The organism is Enterobacter cloacae complex sp. IR5402 (assembly GCF_049238125.1).
Taxonomy (GTDB): domain Bacteria; phylum Pseudomonadota; class Gammaproteobacteria; order Enterobacterales; family Enterobacteriaceae; genus Enterobacter; species Enterobacter hormaechei_C.
On sequence record NZ_JBMKHO010000003.1, the window covers coordinates 139,136 to 158,564 of the forward strand.

Consider the following 19,429-nt stretch of genomic DNA (forward strand, 5'->3'; position numbering starts at 1 on the left):
ACTGCCGTGGCCGCACGTAACACCGCACAATCGGTTTATTTCCTGAGGTTGTGCGCGGCCCAGAGAATGAAATCCTCTTTAGGCAGCGCCTTGCTGAAATACCAGCCCTGGCCGTACTGCACGCCGTGGCGATGCAACCATTCGATCTGCCCTTCAGTTTCAATGCCTTCTGCGACCATCGCCAGTTTAAGCGATTTGGCCATTTCGATGATGTGGGGAGTCACGTGCTTGTACTCCAGCGCATCCACAAAGGATTTATCAATCTTCAGAGTATCGACATCCAGATCCTGCAAATAGCTCAGGCTGGAGTAACCCGTGCCAAAATCATCAATGTAGATAGCGTGCCCGGCGCGGCGAAATGCAGCGATAGCAGGTACGCTGACGGCAGGATCGGCAAACCCGCGCTCGGTTAATTCAAGGGCGATCTGGCGCGGGTGGACGCCCCATTTGTTGAGCAACTGACTCAGCTGGCGAGGCAGCTCGGGGGACGTTAAATCCGATGGCGCAAGGTTGACAGAAATATGCAGTTCCGGGTGATGGTGTAGCCAGGCGCCTAGATCCTCAAATACCTCATTTACCACTAGCCGCGTCAGCGTTGAAATAAGCCCTGTCTGCTCAGCCAGCGGAACAAAGAGATTAGGCGACAGGTTACTGCCATCTGGCTGCGGCCAGCGCATCAGCGCTTCAGCACCCACCAGTTTTCCACTACACAGCGCCACGATGGGCTGGTAGTGAACCTCGATCTCCCGGTTGTTGATCGCGTCGATCAGGCGGTGACGCGGGGACAGCAAACGGCGGAGAATGCGCAGGACAATAAGGGCAGCAACCAGGCTTAGCAGTATGCCAGCCGGTAGCCAGATGATCAGTTGCTGGTGCCAGGAAGCCGCCAGCGGTTTTAACGACGCCCAAGCGATCACCGTAAACCCCAGTTCGGGTACAGGTTTCATCACGTACATTGAGCCGTTGTATTGCACGCGCGTAACGTCCTGCTGCTCCTTAACGACAGAGAGAATATACGGGTCGAGAACATTGCTTCTGGCAAATATATGATGGGTTGAGCTGCCCACCAGGGCGGCATCCATTGAGATTTCACCAAACGGAACAACATCCACAAGCGACGCCGGATCGACCATTACCAGATAATGTCCTTTCCCCAGAACGGCCATATAACGCTGAATGCCGAGGTCGTTTTGCGAGGTGAGCCACGCGCTATAACCATCTTCGGTGATCCGCATTGGGGGCGGTAAGATCGCCGTATCACTGGATTGTTCAAGCGATGAGCAGAGCGGTTTCAGGTTATCGATATACATCACTTCCTGGATATAGCGCCATGAGAACGCGACCCGGCGCATTTCGCGTAAATGCGGGGGAGTGCAGGGCGGGGCGTGGAATGTCTGTAGGTGCGTGAGCGCCTGTTTTGCCTGCGCAACGACTCTGTCGGTACGGATCAGGACACGCGAGGCATAGCTGTCCAGCGCGTCCACAAATTTCTCCTCAGCCTGACGATGCGCCAGCCAGATACTGAGGCACACAGGGACCAGCACAGAGAAGATCAGTACGCCTGTCACCAGGCTGACCAGATGTCGGGTTCGCATGCTGTTTTATCCTTCCCATATGCCCGCCCCGGGCCTGGAGTTTGCGCGCCAGAGGAAAAAGTTTTTATCGGTAAATGATATATTTATAGCATGCAACCGTCTCAGGCAGGTATCTGAATAAACCTTTCAAAAACAGGCTGCGCGTCACAGGGGTTGTTTTTGCAGCAAAGCTCAGATAGTATTTTGTTATGTTATAACAATACATGAAGGCCAGAGATGAAACCGAATATCCATCCAACCTATCGCACCGTTGTGTTTCACGACACCACGGCTAATGAATATTTTAAAGTTGGCTCAACGATTAAGACAGATCGTGAAATTGAGCTTGAGGGGAAAACGTATCCTTACGTTACTCTTGATGTCTCCTCTAAATCACATCCGTTTTACACCGGGAAGCAGAAGACCTTCTCGACAGATGGCAGCGCGGCACGCTTCCGCAAGCGTTTTGGCGGCTTTCTTGATGCGAAGCGAGGCTAATCATGCAGGTGCTTAACTCATTGCGCAGTGCAAAACAGCGTCACCCGGATTGCCAGATAGTCAAACGCAAGGGACGCTTATACGTGATTTGCAAATCTAACCCGCGCTTTAAGGCGGTGCAGGGGCGTAAAAAAAGGCGCTAGACGCGCGTTTCTCGCCAGCTTTCCAGGGATCTTTTCTGTTTGCCATCGGCAGTAAAATTGTCGGTGGCAAGCCAGCTTTCAAAGGCGCTCGCCAGCGCTGGCCACTCTTTGTCGAGAATTGAAAACCAGTCGGTGTCCCGGTTTCGGCCTTTAATGACCAGCGCCTGGCGAAAACGCCCTTCAAACTGAAAGCCAAGACGCAGGGCCGCTTTGCGGGAGGGTTCGTTCAGGCTATTGCACTTCCATTCATAACGCCGGTAGCCCAGGGTATCGAACACGTACCGCATCAGCAGATACTGCGCTTCTGTCGACATGGGCGTGCGGCTTAACAGTGACGAGAAGTGAACATGTCCCACTTCCACGACGCCGTTTTTAGGATCGATCCGCATCAGGGACAGCGTCCCGACAGGAGACTGGGTCTGGTTATCGATAACGGTAAAGTGGATGGGATCGGCTAATTCGCTTACGCTCGCCACCCATTCGGCAAACTCCTCTGCGGTGGCATCGGGCTCACGCAGCAGCCACGTCCAGCTTCGGGTATCTCCGGCCACGGAATACGCAGAGAACAACGCGTGGGCATGCTCCATGCGCAGCGGCTCAAGCCGACAATAGCGACCCTGAAGTACCACCCGGGACGGGTGCGGCCGAGGCTGCCAGTCGATAAGGCTTTCCCCTACAGGTTGACCAAACTCATTGAATGTATTCATCTTTATTTCCATGATGTTAAGAAGATCTCCAGATTAATGAATTGCTGGTTCCTTAAAAAGAACCACCAGGTTATGTTTTTCTGGTACCACAAGGAGGAATGATGAATATACCGGGTGATGAGCTATACACCTTGCTCCATGCTGCGCTGAAAAAACGTGGGACAGAGACGCTCCAGCGCGCGCTCTATCTTGCTTTGCGGGAGGCCATACTGTGCGGAAGGCTTCGGTCCGGCAGCCATTTGCCCGGCTCACGAACGCTGGCGCATCAGATCTCGGTGTCCCGAAATACCGTCAACGCGGCGCTGGACCAGCTCACGCTCGAAGGTTATTTGCTGCGTAGCCGCCAGGGCACGCGGGTGGGGCAATTCGCTCCTCGTACGATTGCCCGGACATTACCGGACCCGGACGTCAGGCTGACAAAACGTGTCGCCCGGCTGCCCGCGCCTGTGCCGCGTGACACTCCGGTGATGGCGTTTACGCCGGGAACGCCTGCCATCAACTATTTCCCCTTGCCGCTGTGGCGGCGGTTGTACGATCGCGTCCTGCGCGAGGAGGGAAGCGCCCTGTTAGGGTATGGCGACCCTGCCGGCGAGCCGTCGCTACGGGCCGCCATTGCCCGCCATCTTGCGCTCTCCCGCGGCATTGACTGTGACGCCAGCCAGATAGTGATAACCGAAGGGGCGCTGGAGGGCGTCAATCTGTGCACAATGCTGTTAAGCGAGCCGGGGGATGTCGCCTGGGTGGAAAATCCCGGCTATAGCGGCGCCAAAAGCGCTTTTGTCAAAACCGGCCTGGCGATGACCGGCATACCGGTGGATGACGAGGGGATGTGCTGGGAAGGGCTGTGTGCGCCTTCACCCACGCTGATTTTTACCTCGCCATCGCATCAGTTCCCTTACGGAAGCGTACTCAGCGCGCGGCGGCGTCTGGCGCTGCTGGAACTGGCCCGGCAGCACAACGCGTGGATCATTGAGGACGATTACGACAGCGAATTCCGTTATACCGGTGAGCCCGTCCCGGCGATGCTGGGTATGGTCAACAACGCGCCCGTTGTGTATCTGGGGACGTTCAGCAAAACGCTGTTTCCGTCGCTCCGAATGGGGTTCATGGTGTTACCGCCAGCGCTGGCGAAGGCGGCACGTCCCGCCATCGGCTCGCTGCTGCGCGGCGGGCATCGCGCTGAACAGCGCACCCTGGCGCTGTTTATTGAGGAAGGCCACTATGCGCGACATCTTGCCGCCATGCGCCGACTTTATCGTAAGCGATACCGCCAACTGCGAGAGGTGCTAAGCGCAGAGCTTCATACGCCGCATCGCGTTCTTGCCGGAGAAGGAGGGATGCACCTGGCGCTGGCGATTGACGGTATCGACGACCAGCGGCTGGTGGAGCAGGCAAGAGCGTTTCAGCTGGCACCCGCTGCGCTGAGCGGATATTACCTTGAGACGAAGCAGGGGCAAACCGGTCTGGTTTTAGGTTACGGCAATACCTCTGCTTCGCAGTTTGCGCCGGGTATCCGACGTCTTCAGGCGTTAATTACGCAGCAGTGGGGCGGGAAAGGGTAAAGACATCATAAAAAGAGAGCTGGCCCTTGGTGGTGACCATTTTCTGCAACTTCTCTTTTTGCCCGGCTTCGACAGCCGGCGAGTGCAGGATGCTGTCGATCAGCTCCTTCGGCACGTAACGCGTGTTGTACCACTCCCCGTTGTAGCACACGCGGAAATCGAGTACGTCGATATCTTCATACCGGTAACGCGGATTGACGTCGAAAAAGAAAAACGCGTTAAACACCACGAACAGCACTACCAGCAGCCAGACGGAATCGACCAGCGTTTCAGACTTCAGCATGACGATAAGCGTTGCCAGCCAGGCGGCGTACATGGCGACGAACAACCCGGGGTGTTTGCGAATAAAGCTGATGCTAAAGCGCGGGCGATTGTCGCGCTTTTCGCGAGTATTGAGATCGTCGATGGTGGCGGTAAGCAGGCGCTGTATCTCTGTCATTTTTTGCCTTTATGATTGTTGAAAATACAGGTGATCTGCTTATTTTATGAGAGGGGTTTACGCGATGAAAGTAACAGTTATGCCAGGAAAAAGCATAACAGTTACTCAGGATGCGCTTAGAGCATTTTAATGATTTTCGCCGGATTGCCGCCCACGACAGCATTGGCCGGCACGTCTTTGGTCACTACCGCGCCGGAAGCGATAACCGCATTATCGCCAATGGTTACGCCCGGGTTAATGATCGCACGTCCGCCGATCCAGACGTTATCACCAATGGTGACCGGTTTACCGTACTCCAGCCCGCTGTTACGTTCGGTCGCATCCAGAGGATGCGTGGCCGTATAAATGTGCACCCCCGGCGCAAGCATACAGTTATCGCCAATGCGGACAGGGCAGACATCCAGCATGACGCAGTCAAAGTTGGCATAAAAATTTTTGCCCAGATAGATGTTATACCCGTAGTCGCAGCGGAAGCTCGGTTCTATATAGGCGCCTTCGCTTTGGCCCAGCAGGTCAGCTAATAAGGCGCGACGTTCGGCCTTCTCATCGGGTGCGGTATGGTTATAGCGGTGAACAAGATGACGCGCGCGTAAACGGTCAGCCCTCAGCGTGTCATCGCCAGGGCGGTAATATTCACCTGCAATCATCTTCTGTTTTTCTTCACTCATGGGAACCTCTCTGGAATCGTTTTACGCAGCGTAAAGAGGATTAACCAGAAAGGGAACGTTCCCTAAAAGCGGCTGTGACGGGAGTCACAACATTTATGCGCATAAATACGTTTTATACGGGAACCTGGCGTTTGCACTTGAAGCGTAATTCGAAAGGTAAATTCAGCTTAACAACGGGCGTAATGCCTTTACAGTCTCTCTTCAACGATTAACGAACAAATTTCCATACCGAAGAGGGGATCTTGTCATACAGTTTATTCATGGTTAGTTCAGCCAGACGATGGTCGGCAGCTGAATAAAATACCGCCAGTTCATTATCAGAGAGCTCGTATTTATTTTTTTCAATAACACGTTCGAGGGTGTCAATTGACTGGCAGCGTCGCAGGCGCATCAAATAATCGACTTTTGTTAATGGTTTATCAGACATAAATTCACCTTAGTAATTGTAATAATTTTAACAGGAAAGACTAACCGGATTAGCTCTGCTGACATTAGTGAAGCAGCGAAATAGGCGGTTTCCTGATTTACGCCATTTCTGCAAATCCTGTGCGTTAATGCCGTAGCTGCTGAACAACATAAAGGTGTCGTCCAGGTATTCATCAATTTGCTCTATCAACTTATTATCTTCATTGTACTTAATTTTATAATTAAGTGCGAAGGTGGCGATATGCTCGATCAGCTCGTTAAGCTGTAAATTGATAGCAGACGTTGGATCGTTCACCCAGCCATGGTTACTTTCTTCAAGATTGGCAAGGCAGTCATGGTACAAGGATTCGCAGAGAAATTTCAACTGCGCGATATCATGCCTTTTTGGCGAGTACTCGTCCATAGCGCATCCCCTTCTGAGTGATTTTTTACTCACCGAACATCATGTCGGGATGGATACAACTTGCTTAGCCACATGGGAGCTGTGTTCCTGATAACTCTAACTATAAGCCACTCTGATCAAGATTTCACCGCGCTATTACGAAAAATTACAATTAAATCGTTACTGTGCGAGCCTTTACGCAAATGTACCTTTTGCAGCAACCACGTTAATCAAATAAAAAAACATTTTTTATCGGTTCCTTAAAATTCATTGAGTTAGCGCAAAGTTTCATGTGAAGTCCGAAACCAGATATCTTCAGATAATTTCCGTTACTTAGGAATAGTCCGAATAATTTACGCCGCAAAATGATAATAAAAGAAGGCTGAGTCCCTGGTGTAAGTTATCGGCCTATTATGCCAGGCCTCATTTAAAAAGAAGAAAATAAATAGAAAAGCAATAGGTCTATTTTATGATTTTTTCTGAAAATGAAAAAGGCCGCAAATGCGGCCTTTTTATCATGTGAAACCGGTATCAGTGATGTTCTACCGAATGATTGTGCTCAACATCTTCATTTTTGCGGCTGAAACGGCGACGAACCACCACGAAGAACACCGGTACGAAGAAGATGGCGAGAACGGTCGCCGTGACCATACCACCCATTACACCCGTACCTACCGCGTTCTGTGCGCCGGAGCCCGCGCCGGAGCTGATAACCAGCGGCATAACGCCGAGGATAAACGCCAGGGACGTCATCAGGATTGGACGCAAACGCATACGAACGGCTTCCAGCGTGGCTTCAATCAGGCCTTTTCCTTCTTTCTCCATCAGATCTTTGGCGAATTCGACGATGAGTATCGCGTTCTTCGCCGACAAGCCAATGGTTGTCAGCAGGCCCACCTGGAAGTAAACGTCGTTGGTCAGCCCACGGAAGGTTGCGGCAAGCAGTGCACCGATAACCCCCAGCGGAACCACCAGCATAACGGAGAACGGAATCGACCAGCTCTCATACAATGCCGCCAGACACAGGAACACCACAATCAGTGAAATGGCGTACAGGGCAGGGGCCTGGTTACCGGACAGACGTTCCTGATAGGACATGCCGGTCCAGTCGTAGCCGATACCCGCAGGTAGTTTGCTGGCCAGTTCTTCCATCAGGTTCATGGCTTCACCGGTGCTTCGGCCTGGCGCTGCCTGACCGAGGATTTCCATCGATGGCAGACCGTTATAGCGTTCCAGACGCGGCGAACCGTATTCCCAGCGCGAGGTTGAGAAGGCGGAGAACGGCACCATCTGGCCATCGCTACCGCGAACGTACCAGTTGTTGATATCGTTCGGCAGCATGCGGTACTGCGCTTCGGACATGACGTACACTTTCTTCACGCGACCACGGTCGATGAAGTCGTTAACGTAGCTACCGCCCCAGGCGGCGCCCAGCGTGGTATTAATGTCACTGATGGAAACACCCAGCGCCTGCGCTTTTTCCTGGTCGATATCGATCTTGTACTGCGGCGTATCTTCCAGACCGTTAGGACGTACGCCCACCAGCAGGTCAGGGTGTTTTGCCACCTCGCCAAACAGCTGGTTACGCGCCTGCGTCAGTTTTTCGTGGCCCAGACCGCCCTGGTCAATCAGCTGGAAGTCGAAGCCGGTCGCCGTACCCAGTTCAACAATCGCTGGCAGGTTAAAGGCGAAGACCATCGCATCTTTAATCTGTGAGAAGGTGCCCATCGCGCGGCCGGTAATGGCTTCTACCTTGTTCTCTGCACCTGGACGTTCAGACCAGTCTTTCAGAGAAACGAAGGCGATACCGGTGTTCTGACCACGACCCGCGAAGCCAAAGCCGTTAACCGCAAACACGGATTCGACGTTGTCTTTCTCTTTGGTCAGGAAGTAGTCGGTCATCTCATCCAGCACTTTCTGCGTACGCTCTTGCGTCGCACCGGCCGGAAGCTGCGCCATACTCAGGAACACGCCCTGGTCTTCATCTGGCAGGAACGAGCTTGGCAGACGAACGAACAGGAATGCCATCCCCACCACGATGATGATATAGAGCAGCAGGTAACGACCGGTGCTGCGCAGGATGTTACCCACGCTGTCGGTGTAGTGGTGCGTGCTCTTATCAAACATGCGGTTGAACCAGCCGAAGAACCCTTTATGCTCGCCGTGTCCGCCTTTCTGAATCGGCTTCAGCATCGTCGCGCACAGGGCTGGCGTCAGGATCAGCGCAACCAGTACCGACAGCGCCATCGCCGAAACGATGGTGATGGAGAACTGACGGTAAATCGCACCGGTAGAGCCGCCAAAGAAGGCCATCGGGATAAATACCGCGGACAGTACCATCGCGATACCGACCAGCGCGCCCTGGATCTGGCCCATAGATTTACGGGTTGCTTCCTTCGGCGGCAGGCCTTCTTCCGCCATCACACGCTCGACGTTTTCGACCACCACGATGGCGTCATCCACCAGCAGGCCGATGGCGAGCACCATCCCGAACATCGTCAGGGTGTTTATCGAGTAGCCAAATATCGCCAGAACCGCGAAGGTCCCAAGCAATACAACCGGTACGGCGATGGTTGGGATCAGCGTCGCGCGGAAGTTTTGCAGGAACAGGTACATTACCAGGAAGACGAGGATGATCGCCTCAACCAGGGTTTTTACCACTTCGTGAATCGAAATTTTTACGAACGGCGTAGTGTCATACGGATAAACGATTTTCAGACCTGACGGGAAGAACGGTTCCATCTTCTTCAGCTCTGCACGAATAGCCGTCGCGGTGTCCAGGGCGTTAGCGCCGGTCGCCAGTTTGATACCCAGACCAGATGCCGGCTTGCCGTTGAACTTCGCGATAACGTCGTAGTTCTCGCCGCCCAGCTCCACTTTCGCTACGTCACGCAGGCGAACCTGCGAACCGTCCTGATTCACTTTCAGCAGAATTTTGCTGAACTCATCCGCGGAGGTCAGACGGGTTTGCGCGATGATCGAGGCGTTAAGCTGCTGGCCCTTGACCGGCGGCGTACCGCCTAACTGACCGGCTGCCACCTGGGCGTTCTGCGCTTTGATGGCGTTAATCACGTCAACCGGCGTCAGCTGGAAGTTGTTCAGTTTATTCGGATCCATCCAGATACGCATGGCGTACTGGGAACCAAACAGCTGAACGTCACCCACACCTGACGTACGGCTGATGGCGTCCTTCATGTTGGCGCCCACGTAGTCGGAAATATCCTCCTGCGTCATGGTGCCGTTGGTGTTGATCACGCCGACAACCATCAGGAAGCTACTGGACGATTTCTCGACGCTCACGCCCTGCTGTTGTACTTCCTGCGGCAGCAGAGGCATCGCCAGCTGCAATTTGTTCTGCACCTGAACCTGCGCAATGTCCGCATCCGTACCGGATTCAAAGGTCAGGGTGATCTGAACCGTACCGGTTGAGTCACTGTTTGAGGACATGTACATCAGGTTATCGATACCGTTCATGTTCTGTTCGATAACCTGCGTAACGGTATCCTGCACCGTTTTCGCATCAGCGCCCGGGTAGGTTGCGGAGATCGTTACTGCCGGTGGCGCAATCGTTGGATATTGCGCAACAGGCAGCTTCAGGATCGCAAGTCCCCCGGCCAGCATGATGATAATGGCGATCACCCACGCAAATATGGGGCGATCGATAAAGAAATTAGGCATGTCTTAACGGCTCCTGTTTAAGTTAAGACTTGGTTTGTTCTGACTGGCCAGCGGCCGACGCTTGTTGTTTGTCGTCAGATTTCACTTCCTGCGCTTTGACCTGCGCGCCAGGACGAACTTTTTGCAAACCAGTAATAATCACGCGATCGCCATCTTTCAGACCTTCCGTCACCAGCCACTTATCGCCAATCGCCTGCGTTGCAGTGATATTGCGCATTTCGACTTTGTTATTGGCACCCACAACCAGCGCGCTCGCATCGCCGCGTGGCGTACGGGTCACACCCTGCTGAGGAACCAGAATGGCGCTTGGGTTAGTCCCTTCCTCAAGACGGGCGCGTACGAACATACCCGGCAGCAGGGTTTTATCCGGATTCGGGAAAATGGCCCGGATGGTGATTGAGCCGGTGGTCTGATCGACGGTCACATCAGAAAATTCCAGTGTACCGGTCTGCGAGAACTCGATACCGTCGTTGGTAACCAGTTCAACCTTGGCTTTACCGTTTTCCTGTTTCAGTTGACCGCTTGCCAGCTCCTGTTTGAGACGCAGGAAATCGTTGCTGGACTGGGTAACGTCAACATAGATCGGGTCAAGCTGCTGCACGGTGGCCAGTGCGTTGGTCTGACCGTTTTGCACCAGTGCACCTTCGGTGACGGCAGATTTACCAATGCGACCGCTGATAGGGGAGGTCACTTTGGTGTAGGCCAGGTTAATACGCGCGGTTTCTACCGCCGCTTTCGCCGCCACAACGGCCGCGTTGGCTTGCTGCGCATCGGCCAGGGCTGAATCATAATCCTGTTGGCTGATGTACTGCGTGCCGAGCAGCTTCTTGTAACGATTCAACGTCAGCTGCGAAATTTTGGCTGCCGCTTCTGCTTTCGCCAGATCGCCTTTAGCGCTCTCATGAGACGCCTGGTAGGTTGCTGGATCAATCTGATACAGAGACTCACCTGCCTTGACATCACCGCCTTCGGTGAAGTTACGTTTCAGGATGATACCGCTTACCTGCGGACGCACTTCCGCAATGCGATAGGCGCTGGTGCGGCCCGGTAGTTCTGTTGTCATCTGGAGCGGTTCGGATTTGAGCGTCACGACGCCAACTTCTGGCACCTGCTGAGCTCCTTGTTGAGCCTCTTTGTCGTCACATCCTGTAAGCGCTAAGCTGCCTGAGAGCATCAGAACGACCGCCAGAGGCGTTAACCCTCTGTTTTTGTTCATATGTAAACCTCGAGTGTCCGATTTCAAATTGATCAAGGGTCCTGAGTCTAAAAACCCATTGCTGCGTTTATATTATCGTCATGCTATGGTACATACATTCATAAATGTATGTAAATCTGACTCCTGTAAATTCATCAACGTATGGCACGAAAAACCAAACAACAAGCGCTGGAAACCCGACAACACATTCTGGATGTGGCAATGCGTTTGTTCTCACAGCAGGGTGTTTCGGCAACCTCGCTGGCACAGATTGCTCAGGCCGCGGGCGTCACGCGGGGAGCGATTTACTGGCATTTCAAAGACAAGTCCGATCTGTTTGGTGAAATCTGGGAGCTTTCAGAGTCCAGCATTAGCGATCTTGAGAGTGAGTATCGGGCAAAATTCCCTCACGATCCACTCTCTGTGTTAAGAGAAATTCTAGTATATATCCTTGAAGCGACAGTTGTTGAAGAGCGCCGCCGTCTGATGATGGAAATCATCTTCCATAAATGTGAGTTCGTTGGCGAAATGGCGGTGGTTCAGCAGGCGCAACGCGACCTGTGTCTGGAAAGCTACGATCGCATCGAACAGGTCCTCACGGAGTGCATGCAGGCCAAAATGCTTCCTGCTACCTTACTCACCCGCCGGGCGGCGATCCTGATGCGCAGCTATATTTCCGGCCTGATGGAAAACTGGCTTTTTGCTCCGGAGTCGTTCGATCTCAGATCAGAGGCGCGCAGCTATGTCGACATTTTTCTTGAGATGTGCCAGCTCTGTCCGACCCTTCAAAGTAAGCATCACCCCCGTTCTACCTGATCGGGTACGGGAAAAATCGTAGACCCTTTCCGTCGTACTATTCTGCTTCAGCCGGGCGTGATATCCTTCATGCCCGACTATTTCCGGTCATTTCTCACATCACATTCACAACTATGCTGCACATCAATCGCTCGCAACATCTTGTTCTGGCCCTGTTTTTGATCCTGCTGTTTTACTTTGCAGCCGCGCCGCTTTCCTGGGCCCGTGCAGACAACGGCAGTGACATTCCCACGCGTGCTGATGTTCAGGCGCAACTCGACACCCTGAATAAGCAGAAAGATCTGTCCGCCCTGGAAAAACTTGTTCAGCAGGACCTGATGGAAACCCTGGAAACGCTGGACAAGATAGAGCGCATCAAAGCCGAAACGGCCCAGCTGAGGCAGAAGGTCGCTCAGGCGCCGGAAAACATGCGTAAGGCTACGGAGGCGCTGAATGCGCTCAGCGACGTCGACAACGACGATGAAACCCGAAAAACGCTTGCCACGCTGTCGTTGCGCCAGCTTGAGTCGCGCGTGGCGCAGCTGCTGGACGATCTGCAAACGGCGCAGTCCGATCTCTCAACCTATAACAGCCAGCTGGTTTCGCTGCAAACCCAGCCTGAGCGCGTGCAGAACGCCATGTACTCCGCATCGCAACAGCTACAGCAGATACGTAACCGTCTGAATGGCGTCACCGTTGGGGAAGGGGCGCTTCGCCCCACCCAGCAAACGCTGCTGAATATCCAGCAGACGCTGCTAAACGCGGAGATTGAACAGCAGCGTAAGAGCCTGGAAGGCAACACGGTGCTACAGGATGCGCTGCAAAAACAGCGTGACTACGTGACCGCGAATATCAACCGGCTTGAGCATCAGCTTCAGCTGTTGCAGGAAGCGGTAAACAGCAAGCGCCTGACCCTGACTGAAAAAACGGCCCAGGAAGCGGTCTCGCCAGACGAGACGGCACGTATTCAGGCCAACCCGCTGGTGAAGCAGGAGCTGGAGATTAACCACCAGCTGAGCGAACGTCTGATCCAGGCGACTGAAAACGGCAGCGCGCTGGTACAGCAGAATATCAAGGTCAAAAACTGGCTGGATCGCGCGTTGCAGGCCGAGCGTAACGTCAAGGAGCAGATTGCCGTCCTGAAGGGCAGCCTGCTGCTGTCGCGCATTCTCTACCAGCAACAGCAGACGCTGCCGTCCGCCGACGAGCTGGAAGACATGACCAATCGCATTGCGGATTTGCGTCTTGAACAGTTTGACGTCAACCAGCAGCGCGATGCGCTATTCCAGAGCGATACCTTCGTTGCCAAAGTGGAAGAGGGCCATTCAGGTGAAGTGAACGCTGAAGTTCACGACGCGCTGTTGCAGGTGGTGGACATGCGCCGCGAACTGCTCGATCAGCTCAACAAGCAGCTGGGCAACCAGTTGATGATGGCGATTAACCTGCAAATCAACCAGCAGCAGCTGGTGAGCGTTTCTAAAAGCCTCCAGGAGATCCTGACCCAGCAGATTTTCTGGGTGAACAGCAATAAACCCATGGACTGGGACTGGTTTAAATCTTTCCCGGAAACGCTGAAATCCCAGATAAAAAGCATGAAAATTACCGTGAACTGGGAGAAAGCCTGGCCTGCGGTAATGATTGCCTTCCTGGCGGGACTGCCTTTGTTGCTCATCGCTGGCGTAATACGCTGGCGTTTGAAATGGCTGAAACAGTACCAGGCGAAGCTGGCCTCGGAAGTGGGGCAACTGCGTAACGACAGCCAGCTGCACACCCCGAAAGCGATCCTGATCGATCTGATCCGTGCTCTGCCGGTCTGCCTGTTGATACTCGCCGTGGGCCTGATCCTGCTGACCATGCAGTTGAATATCAGCGATCTGCTGTGGGCGTTCAGCAAGAAGCTGGCGCTGTTCTGGCTGGTGTTTGGCCTGTGCTGGAAAGTGCTGGAAAAAGATGGCGTCGCCGTCCGCCACTTCAATATGCCGGAAAAACTCACCAGCCACTGGCGTCGCCAGATTGTACGCATCAGCCTCGCGCTGCTGCCGCTGCACTTCTGGTCAGTTGTGGCCGAGCTTTCGCCGCTGCATCTGATGGATGACGTACTGGGGCAACTGGTGATTATGCTGAACCTGCTGCTGATTGCCGTCCTTATGTGGCCGATGTGCCGCGACAGCTGGCGGGATAAAGAGTCCCATAATCTTCGTCTGGTTACCGTAACGGTGCTGGCGATCATTCCACTGGCGCTGATGGTGCTGACGGCGACGGGTTACTTCTATACCACGCTGCGTCTGTCAGGCCGCTGGATCGAAACGGTTTATCTGGTGATTGTGTGGAACCTGCTGTTCCAGACCGTGCTGCGTGGTTTGAGCGTAGCGGCGCGCCGCATTGCGTATCGTCGTGCTGTTGCCCGTCGGCAGCATCAGGTGAAAGAGGGGGCTGAAGGGGCAGAGCCGCAGGAAGAGCCGACTATCGCCCTGGAGCAGGTCAACCAGCAAACGATGCGTATTACCATGCTGGTGATGATCGCCCTGTTTGCGGTGATGTTCTGGGCCATCTGGTCTGATTTAATTACCGTCTTCGCCTACCTCGACAGTATCACGCTCTGGCAATACAACGGTACCGAAGCGGGCGCTGCGGTAATGAAAAGCGTCACCATGGGCAGCCTGCTCTTTGCGCTGGTGTCGTCAGTGGTTGCCTGGGCGTTGATCCGCAACCTGCCGGGTCTGCTGGAAGTGCTGGTGCTCTCGAGGCTGAACCTGCGTCAGGGGGCGTCGTACGCCATTACTACCATCCTGAACTACGTCATTATTATTGTCGGGGCGATGACGGTATTCGGCTCGCTGGGCGTCTCGTGGGATAAACTTCAGTGGCTGGCGGCAGCGTTGTCGGTGGGTCTGGGCTTCGGCTTGCAGGAGATCTTCGGTAACTTTGTCTCTGGCCTGATTATCCTGTTCGAACGTCCGGTGCGTATCGGCGATACCGTCACCATCGGCACCTTCTCCGGGACCGTCAGCAAGATCCGCATCCGTGCGACCACCATTACCGACTTCGATCGTAAAGAGGTGATCATCCCGAACAAAGCCTTTGTGACCGAGCGCCTGATCAACTGGTCGCTCTCGGATACCACCACCCGCGTGGTGATCCGACTCGGGGTGGCCTACGGTTCAGATCTGGATAAAGTGAAAGAGGTCCTGCTGGAAGCCGCGAAATCACATCCTAAAGTGATGCACGATCCTGCGCCTGACGTGTTCTTCACCACCTTCGGGCCAAGCACGCTGGATCATGAGCTGCGCCTGTACGTACGTGAACTGCGCGATCGCAGCTACACCGTCGATGAGCTGAATCGCACCATTGACCGTCTGTGTCGTGAAAACAACATTAATATCGCCTTCAACCAGCTTGAAGTGCACCTGCGTAACGAGAAAGGTGACGAGCATACGGAAGTGAAGCGCGAGATTAAGGGGGACGACCCGACTCCCGCCTGAATTATTTCCCTCTCCCCACTGGGGAGAGGGCAGGGTGAGGGGGGAGTTTCCCCTCAAAATCCCGCCGCACAATCTCCAGCGCTTTCAGCACCGTCTCAGCCGGGATCGCATGATTCTCCAGCAGCATAATTAAATCGACGGCCAGTTTGACCTCATCGGGGGCATTTTCCAGTGACATCCGCGGCTCCTGTTAACGGGTCAGGCGTTCAATGACGCGTTCAATCTCATCCAGCGCCTGACGGCAGCGAACGATGCGGCCTTCCAGCGCGCTGATTTCACGCATTAATAACTGCTGCTCTTCCAGCGTTTCGCTGGTGTTCAGGCGGGCTTCGCGCTCACGCTTCATCTCAAACAGACGGCGCTCAAACTCCTGGTTCTCCAGCCGCTTGCGCTGCCATTTTCCCAGTCCCGGCGAGGCGCTGTCCCACGCCCGTAGCGGCCAGGCGGCGATTTCCCGGTGCAGGGCGGTGATCTGCTCGGTAAGATGCTCCGCAAGCCACGCGACCTGTTCCTGCTGTTCACTCTCAACCGCGTGGCGAAGCTCGTCGAGGTTGGTCTGCGCTTCAGCAAGGTAATCCTGAATGACGGTGCTGCGGGTGCGGAAGAGCTGCCGGTCAAAGCGCGGTTTCAGAGTGGCGTGGCCCATCAGCGGTGTGGCCTGCGCCCGCAGCGCGATCAGCTGATTTTGCAGCCTCTCAAGAAGCAGTGCTGTTTTCAAGGCGCTCTCCAGTGGTAAAGTAGCCTTTCAGTTTGATAACGATTCGCATTATGCAGCGTACTATTTTAATCATCATTGGCTGGCTCGCGGTAGTGCTGGGTACGCTGGGTGTGGTTTTGCCCTTGCTGCCGACCACCCCGTTTATCCTGTTGGCCGCCTGGTGCTTCGCCCGCTCGTCGCCGCGTTTTCACCACTGGCTTCTGTACCGCTCGTGGTTCGGCGGCTACCTGCGGCACTGGCAAAAACACCGGGCTATGCCGCCCGGGGCCAAGCCGCGCGCCATTGCCTTCATCCTGATCACCTTCGCCGTCTCGTTATGGCTGGTGAAAATGATGTGGGTGCGCATTCTGCTGCTGGCGATCCTGGTTTGCCTGCTGATCTTTATGTGGCGGATCCCCGTGGTTGATGAAAAGCAACAAAAGCACTGAAGCCTCATCATGGCGGTTGCAATTATGGCGCACAGCCAGTAAATTCGACCGTTTTCGAGCACAGGTGCGCCTGGTCAAAGGTTAAACAACTGTTACTTTGACCGACTCGTCGCGCGCCGTGAGTAACACTGTTTCATTTAGGCACAAACCGATGACCGCAACTGCACAGCAGCTTGAATATCTGAAAAATAGCATCAAAAGTATCCAGGACTATCCAAAACCTGGCATTCTTTTCCGCGATGTCACCAGCTTGCTGGAAGACCCGAAAGCGTACGCCCTCAGCATTGAACTGCTGGTTGAGCGTTATAAAAACGCCGGGATCACCAAAGTAGTAGGTACTGAAGCCCGTGGCTTCCTGTTTGGCGCACCGGTTGCGCTGGCGATGGGCGTGGGTTTTGTGCCGGTGCGTAAGCCGCGCAAACTGCCGCGTGAAACCATTGCTGAGAGCTATGAGCTGGAATACGGCACCGATCAGCTGGAAATTCACGTTGATGCTATCAAGCCAGGCGACAAAGTGCTGGTGGTGGACGATCTGCTGGCAACCGGCGGCACCATCGAAGCGACCGTGAAGCTGATCCGTCGTCTGGGCGGGGAAGTGACCGACGCGGCATTCATCATCAACCTGTTCGATCTCGGCGGCGAGCAGCGTCTGGAAAAACAGGGTATTACCAGCTACAGCCTGGTGCCATTCCCGGGACATTAATCCCGTATCTCACAACCTCGCTCAATGGGTGAGGTTGTGATAGCATTCCCCTCCATTAATTCACCTTCCAGCGTTGCAGAGCCTGCCCATGAGTTATCAGGTGTTAGCCCGTAAATGGCGACCACAAACCTTTGCTGACGTTGTCGGTCAGGAACATGTGCTGACGGCCCTGGCGAACGGCTTGTCGCTAGGTCGCATCCATCACGCCTATCTTTTTTCCGGCACCCGCGGCGTCGGTAAAACCTCTATTGCCCGTCTGCTGGCAAAAGGTCTGAACTGCGAAACCGGGATCACCGCCACCCCGTGCGGCGTGTGCGACAACTGTCGTGAGATCGAGCAGGGGCGTTTTGTCGATCTGATTGAGATCGACGCCGCCTCGCGCACCAAAGTGGAAGACACCCGCGATCTGCTCGACAACGTGCAGTACGCCCCGGCGCGCGGCCGCTTCAAGGTCTATCTGATCGATGAAGTGCACATGCTGTCGCGCCACAGCTTCAACGCCCTGCTGAAAACGCTGGAAGAGCCGCCTGCGCATGTCAAATTCCTGCTGGCGACCACCGATCCGCAAAAGCTGCCGGTCACGATCCTCTCACGCTGCCTGCAATTCCATCTGAAGGCGCTCGACGTTGAGCAGATCCGCGCTCAGCTTGAGCATATTCTCGATGAAGAGAACATTGTTCATGAACCGCGCGCGCTGCAACTGCTGGCCCGTGCGGCGGACGGCAGCCTGCGCGATGCGCTAAGCCTGACCGACCAGGCGATTGCCAGCGGTGACGGTAAACTCTCCACCGACGCGGTCAGCACCATGCTCGGCACGCTGGATGACGATCAGGCGCTGTCGCTTATTGAAGCGATGATCGCCGCCAACGGTGAGCGGGTGATGACGCTCGTCAACGATGCCGCCGCCCGTGGCATTGAATGGGAAGCGCTGCTGGTCGAGATGCTCAGCCTGCTGCACCGCGTGGCGATGCTGCAACTGTCTCCGTCGGCCATTGGCGCGGACATGGCGACCATTGAACAGCGGATGCGTGAACTTGCGCGCACCGTGCCGCCGGCTGACGTTCAGCTTTATTATCAGACGCTGCTGATCGGCCGCAAAGAGCTGCCGTTTGCACCGGATCGCCGGATGGGCGTTGAAATGACGATGCTGCGTGCGTTGGCCTTCCATCCGCGCAAGCCATTGCCGGAGCCGGAAACGCCCCGGCAGTCCTTTGCGCCGGTTGCGCCGACCGCGGTAATGTCACCGCAGCAGGTGCCACCGCAACCGGCATCTCCGCCGCCGCAAAACGTGCCGCTGTCGGATGCCACCAGTTCGGTGCTTGCCGCACGAAGCCAGTTGCAACGTGCGCAGGGAGCAACCAAACCAAAAAAGAGTGAACCGGCAGCGCCTGCAAGAGCGCGGCCGGTGAACAACGCCGCGCTTGAACGACTGGCCTCGGTAACGGAGCGCGTGCAGTCGCGTCCGGCACCGTCCGCGCTCGAGCAAAAAGCCCCGGCGAAAGAAGAGGCATACCGCTGGAAGGCGACTACCGTTGTTGAAACGGTCAAGGAAGTGGTCGCCACGCCAAAAGCGCTGAAAAAGGCGCTGGAGCATGAAAAAACGCCGGAGCTGTCCGCGAAGCTCGCGGAAGAGTCCATCGAGCGCGACGCCTGGGCCGCTGAGGTCAGCAAACTTCAGCTGCCGAAGCTGGTGGAGCAGGTCGCGCTGAATGCCTGGAAAGAGCAGGAAGGCAATCAGGTGCGTCTGCACCTGCGCCCTGGCCAGCGGCACCTCAACTCCCCAGGCGCGCAAAAGGCGCTGGCCGAGGCGCTTACCGCATTACAGGGTGTGCCGGTTGAATTGACTATCATTGAAGATGATAATCCGGCGGTGAAAACGCCGCTCGAGTGGCGTCAGGCCATTTATGAAGAGAAGCTCGCGCAGGCGCGCGAGGCGATAATTGCGGATAACAACATCCAGACCCTGCGCCGGTTCTTCGACGCCGATCTGGATGAAGAGAGTATTCGCCCCATTTGATCGTGAGTCTGACT

18 protein-coding genes and 1 other annotated feature are annotated in these 19,429 nt (G+C 55.0%); of the genes, 8 read left to right on the top strand and 10 right to left on the bottom strand.

Going from position 1 to position 19,429, the window contains the following annotated elements; translation table 11 throughout:
* Window positions 1-35: 35 nt before the first annotated feature.
* Window positions 36-1,595 carry an EAL domain-containing protein gene (locus ACOTXL_RS06945; RefSeq protein WP_023315534.1) on the bottom strand — a complete coding sequence of 520 codons (1,560 nt, stop codon included), beginning with the start codon at window positions 1,593-1,595 and terminating at the stop codon, window positions 36-38.
* Window positions 1,596-1,811: 216 nt separating this feature from the next.
* Between ACOTXL_RS06945 and ACOTXL_RS06950 the strand changes: the two genes are divergently transcribed.
* Complete coding sequence (locus ACOTXL_RS06950) at window positions 1,812-2,072, top strand: type B 50S ribosomal protein L31 (protein WP_015571255.1); 261 nt, start codon at window positions 1,812-1,814, stop codon at window positions 2,070-2,072.
* Window positions 2,073-2,074: 2 nt separating this feature from the next.
* Entirely contained in the window at window positions 2,075-2,215 is a 141-nt protein-coding gene (gene ykgO / locus ACOTXL_RS06955; protein ID WP_003859006.1) for a type B 50S ribosomal protein L36, read from the top strand.
* Here ykgO and ACOTXL_RS06960 read toward each other — a convergent pair.
* Complete coding sequence (locus tag ACOTXL_RS06960; protein WP_022650493.1) at window positions 2,212-2,922, bottom strand: GNAT family N-acetyltransferase; 711 nt, start codon at window positions 2,920-2,922, stop codon at window positions 2,212-2,214. The two genes, ykgO and ACOTXL_RS06960, sit on opposite strands and share 4 nt — an antisense overlap.
* 101 nt (window positions 2,923-3,023) lie before the next feature.
* On the opposite strand from ACOTXL_RS06960, the gene ACOTXL_RS06965 reads away from it, so the two are divergent.
* On the top strand, window positions 3,024-4,484 hold the full coding sequence (locus ACOTXL_RS06965) for a PLP-dependent aminotransferase family protein (RefSeq protein ID WP_032608667.1): 1,461 nt from the start codon (window positions 3,024-3,026) through the stop codon (window positions 4,482-4,484).
* Here ACOTXL_RS06965 and ACOTXL_RS06970 read toward each other — a convergent pair.
* The 6 genes from ACOTXL_RS06970 to acrA form a co-directional block, all read right to left on the bottom strand.
* Complete coding sequence (locus tag ACOTXL_RS06970) at window positions 4,456-4,923, bottom strand: YlaC family protein (RefSeq protein WP_022650495.1); 468 nt, start codon at window positions 4,921-4,923, stop codon at window positions 4,456-4,458. The two genes, ACOTXL_RS06965 and ACOTXL_RS06970, sit on opposite strands and share 29 nt — an antisense overlap.
* Before the next feature lie 116 nt (window positions 4,924-5,039).
* A complete protein-coding gene (gene maa / locus ACOTXL_RS06975) occupies window positions 5,040-5,591 on the bottom strand; it encodes a maltose O-acetyltransferase (RefSeq protein WP_022650496.1) in 552 nt (183 codons plus the stop codon).
* Window positions 5,592-5,799: 208 nt separating this feature from the next.
* Window positions 5,800-6,018: an HHA domain-containing protein gene (locus tag ACOTXL_RS06980; protein WP_015571250.1), complete on the bottom strand. Its 219-nt coding sequence runs from the start codon at window positions 6,016-6,018 to the stop codon at window positions 5,800-5,802.
* Window positions 6,019-6,045: 27 nt separating this feature from the next.
* A complete protein-coding gene (gene tomB / locus ACOTXL_RS06985; RefSeq protein ID WP_006809850.1) occupies window positions 6,046-6,420 on the bottom strand; it encodes an Hha toxicity modulator TomB in 375 nt (124 codons plus the stop codon).
* Window positions 6,421-6,930: 510 nt separating this feature from the next.
* Complete coding sequence (gene acrB / locus ACOTXL_RS06990) at window positions 6,931-10,077, bottom strand: multidrug efflux RND transporter permease subunit AcrB (RefSeq protein WP_022650497.1); 3,147 nt, start codon at window positions 10,075-10,077, stop codon at window positions 6,931-6,933.
* A gap of 22 nt (window positions 10,078-10,099) precedes the next feature.
* On the bottom strand, window positions 10,100-11,293 hold the full coding sequence (acrA, locus tag ACOTXL_RS06995) for a multidrug efflux RND transporter periplasmic adaptor subunit AcrA (RefSeq protein ID WP_045350599.1): 1,194 nt from the start codon (window positions 11,291-11,293) through the stop codon (window positions 10,100-10,102).
* Between the two features lie 141 nt (window positions 11,294-11,434).
* On the opposite strand from acrA, the gene acrR reads away from it, so the two are divergent.
* Together acrR and mscK are read left to right on the top strand one after the other, a co-directional pair.
* The gene (gene acrR / locus ACOTXL_RS07000; RefSeq protein ID WP_032608669.1) at window positions 11,435-12,088 is read left to right on the top strand and encodes a multidrug efflux transporter transcriptional repressor AcrR; all 654 of its coding nucleotides are present in this window, start codon (window positions 11,435-11,437) and stop codon (window positions 12,086-12,088) included.
* 113 nt (window positions 12,089-12,201) lie between these two features.
* Complete coding sequence (gene mscK / locus ACOTXL_RS07005) at window positions 12,202-15,549, top strand: mechanosensitive channel MscK (RefSeq protein WP_045350598.1); 3,348 nt, start codon at window positions 12,202-12,204, stop codon at window positions 15,547-15,549.
* Between the two features lies 1 nt (window position 15,550).
* Here the strand turns inward: mscK and rsmS are convergent, their stop codons facing one another.
* Window positions 15,551-15,727, bottom strand: a complete 177-nt coding sequence (rsmS, locus tag ACOTXL_RS07010; protein ID WP_023315540.1) for a pleiotropic regulatory protein RsmS — start codon at window positions 15,725-15,727, stop codon at window positions 15,551-15,553.
* Between the two features lie 12 nt (window positions 15,728-15,739).
* Window positions 15,740-16,267 carry a primosomal replication protein N'' gene (gene priC / locus ACOTXL_RS07015; RefSeq protein WP_022650502.1) on the bottom strand — a complete coding sequence of 176 codons (528 nt, stop codon included), beginning with the start codon at window positions 16,265-16,267 and terminating at the stop codon, window positions 15,740-15,742.
* 50 nt (window positions 16,268-16,317) lie between these two features.
* Between priC and ACOTXL_RS07020 the strand changes: the two genes are divergently transcribed.
* The 3 genes from ACOTXL_RS07020 (at window position 16,318) to dnaX (ending at window position 19,415) form a co-directional block, all read left to right on the top strand.
* Window positions 16,318-16,695: a DUF454 family protein gene (locus tag ACOTXL_RS07020; protein ID WP_015571246.1), complete on the top strand. Its 378-nt coding sequence runs from the start codon at window positions 16,318-16,320 to the stop codon at window positions 16,693-16,695.
* A 151-nt stretch (window positions 16,696-16,846) separates the two neighbouring features.
* On the top strand, window positions 16,847-17,398 hold the full coding sequence (gene apt / locus ACOTXL_RS07025; RefSeq protein ID WP_000127359.1) for an adenine phosphoribosyltransferase: 552 nt from the start codon (window positions 16,847-16,849) through the stop codon (window positions 17,396-17,398).
* 88 nt (window positions 17,399-17,486) lie between these two features.
* A complete protein-coding gene (gene dnaX / locus ACOTXL_RS07030) occupies window positions 17,487-19,415 on the top strand; it encodes a DNA polymerase III subunit gamma/tau (protein WP_045337213.1) in 1,929 nt (642 codons plus the stop codon).
* Window positions 18,745-18,809 (top strand) — a sequence feature (DnaX frameshifting element). Its footprint overlaps the gene before it by 65 nt.
* Window positions 19,416-19,429: the final 14 nt, after the last annotated feature.

Coding starts and splice junctions, on each gene's coding strand:
- ACOTXL_RS06945 (WP_023315534.1), bottom strand. CDS start 1,595: ATGCGAACCCGACATCTGGTCAGCCTGGTGACAGGCGTACTGATCTTC.
- ACOTXL_RS06950 (WP_015571255.1), top strand. CDS start 1,812: ATGAAACCGAATATCCATCCAACCTATCGCACCGTTGTGTTTCACGAC.
- ykgO (WP_003859006.1), top strand. CDS start 2,075: ATGCAGGTGCTTAACTCATTGCGCAGTGCAAAACAGCGTCACCCGGAT.
- ACOTXL_RS06960 (WP_022650493.1), bottom strand. CDS start 2,922: ATGAATACATTCAATGAGTTTGGTCAACCTGTAGGGGAAAGCCTTATC.
- ACOTXL_RS06965 (WP_032608667.1), top strand. CDS start 3,024: ATGAATATACCGGGTGATGAGCTATACACCTTGCTCCATGCTGCGCTG.
- ACOTXL_RS06970 (WP_022650495.1), bottom strand. CDS start 4,923: ATGACAGAGATACAGCGCCTGCTTACCGCCACCATCGACGATCTCAAT.
- maa (WP_022650496.1), bottom strand. CDS start 5,591: ATGAGTGAAGAAAAACAGAAGATGATTGCAGGTGAATATTACCGCCCT.
- ACOTXL_RS06980 (WP_015571250.1), bottom strand. CDS start 6,018: ATGTCTGATAAACCATTAACAAAAGTCGATTATTTGATGCGCCTGCGA.
- tomB (WP_006809850.1), bottom strand. CDS start 6,420: ATGGACGAGTACTCGCCAAAAAGGCATGATATCGCGCAGTTGAAATTT.
- acrB (WP_022650497.1), bottom strand. CDS start 10,077: ATGCCTAATTTCTTTATCGATCGCCCCATATTTGCGTGGGTGATCGCC.
- acrA (WP_045350599.1), bottom strand. CDS start 11,293: ATGAACAAAAACAGAGGGTTAACGCCTCTGGCGGTCGTTCTGATGCTC.
- acrR (WP_032608669.1), top strand. CDS start 11,435: ATGGCACGAAAAACCAAACAACAAGCGCTGGAAACCCGACAACACATT.
- mscK (WP_045350598.1), top strand. CDS start 12,202: ATGCTGCACATCAATCGCTCGCAACATCTTGTTCTGGCCCTGTTTTTG.
- rsmS (WP_023315540.1), bottom strand. CDS start 15,727: ATGTCACTGGAAAATGCCCCCGATGAGGTCAAACTGGCCGTCGATTTA.
- ACOTXL_RS07020 (WP_015571246.1), top strand. CDS start 16,318: ATGCAGCGTACTATTTTAATCATCATTGGCTGGCTCGCGGTAGTGCTG.
- apt (WP_000127359.1), top strand. CDS start 16,847: ATGACCGCAACTGCACAGCAGCTTGAATATCTGAAAAATAGCATCAAA.
- dnaX (WP_045337213.1), top strand. CDS start 17,487: ATGAGTTATCAGGTGTTAGCCCGTAAATGGCGACCACAAACCTTTGCT.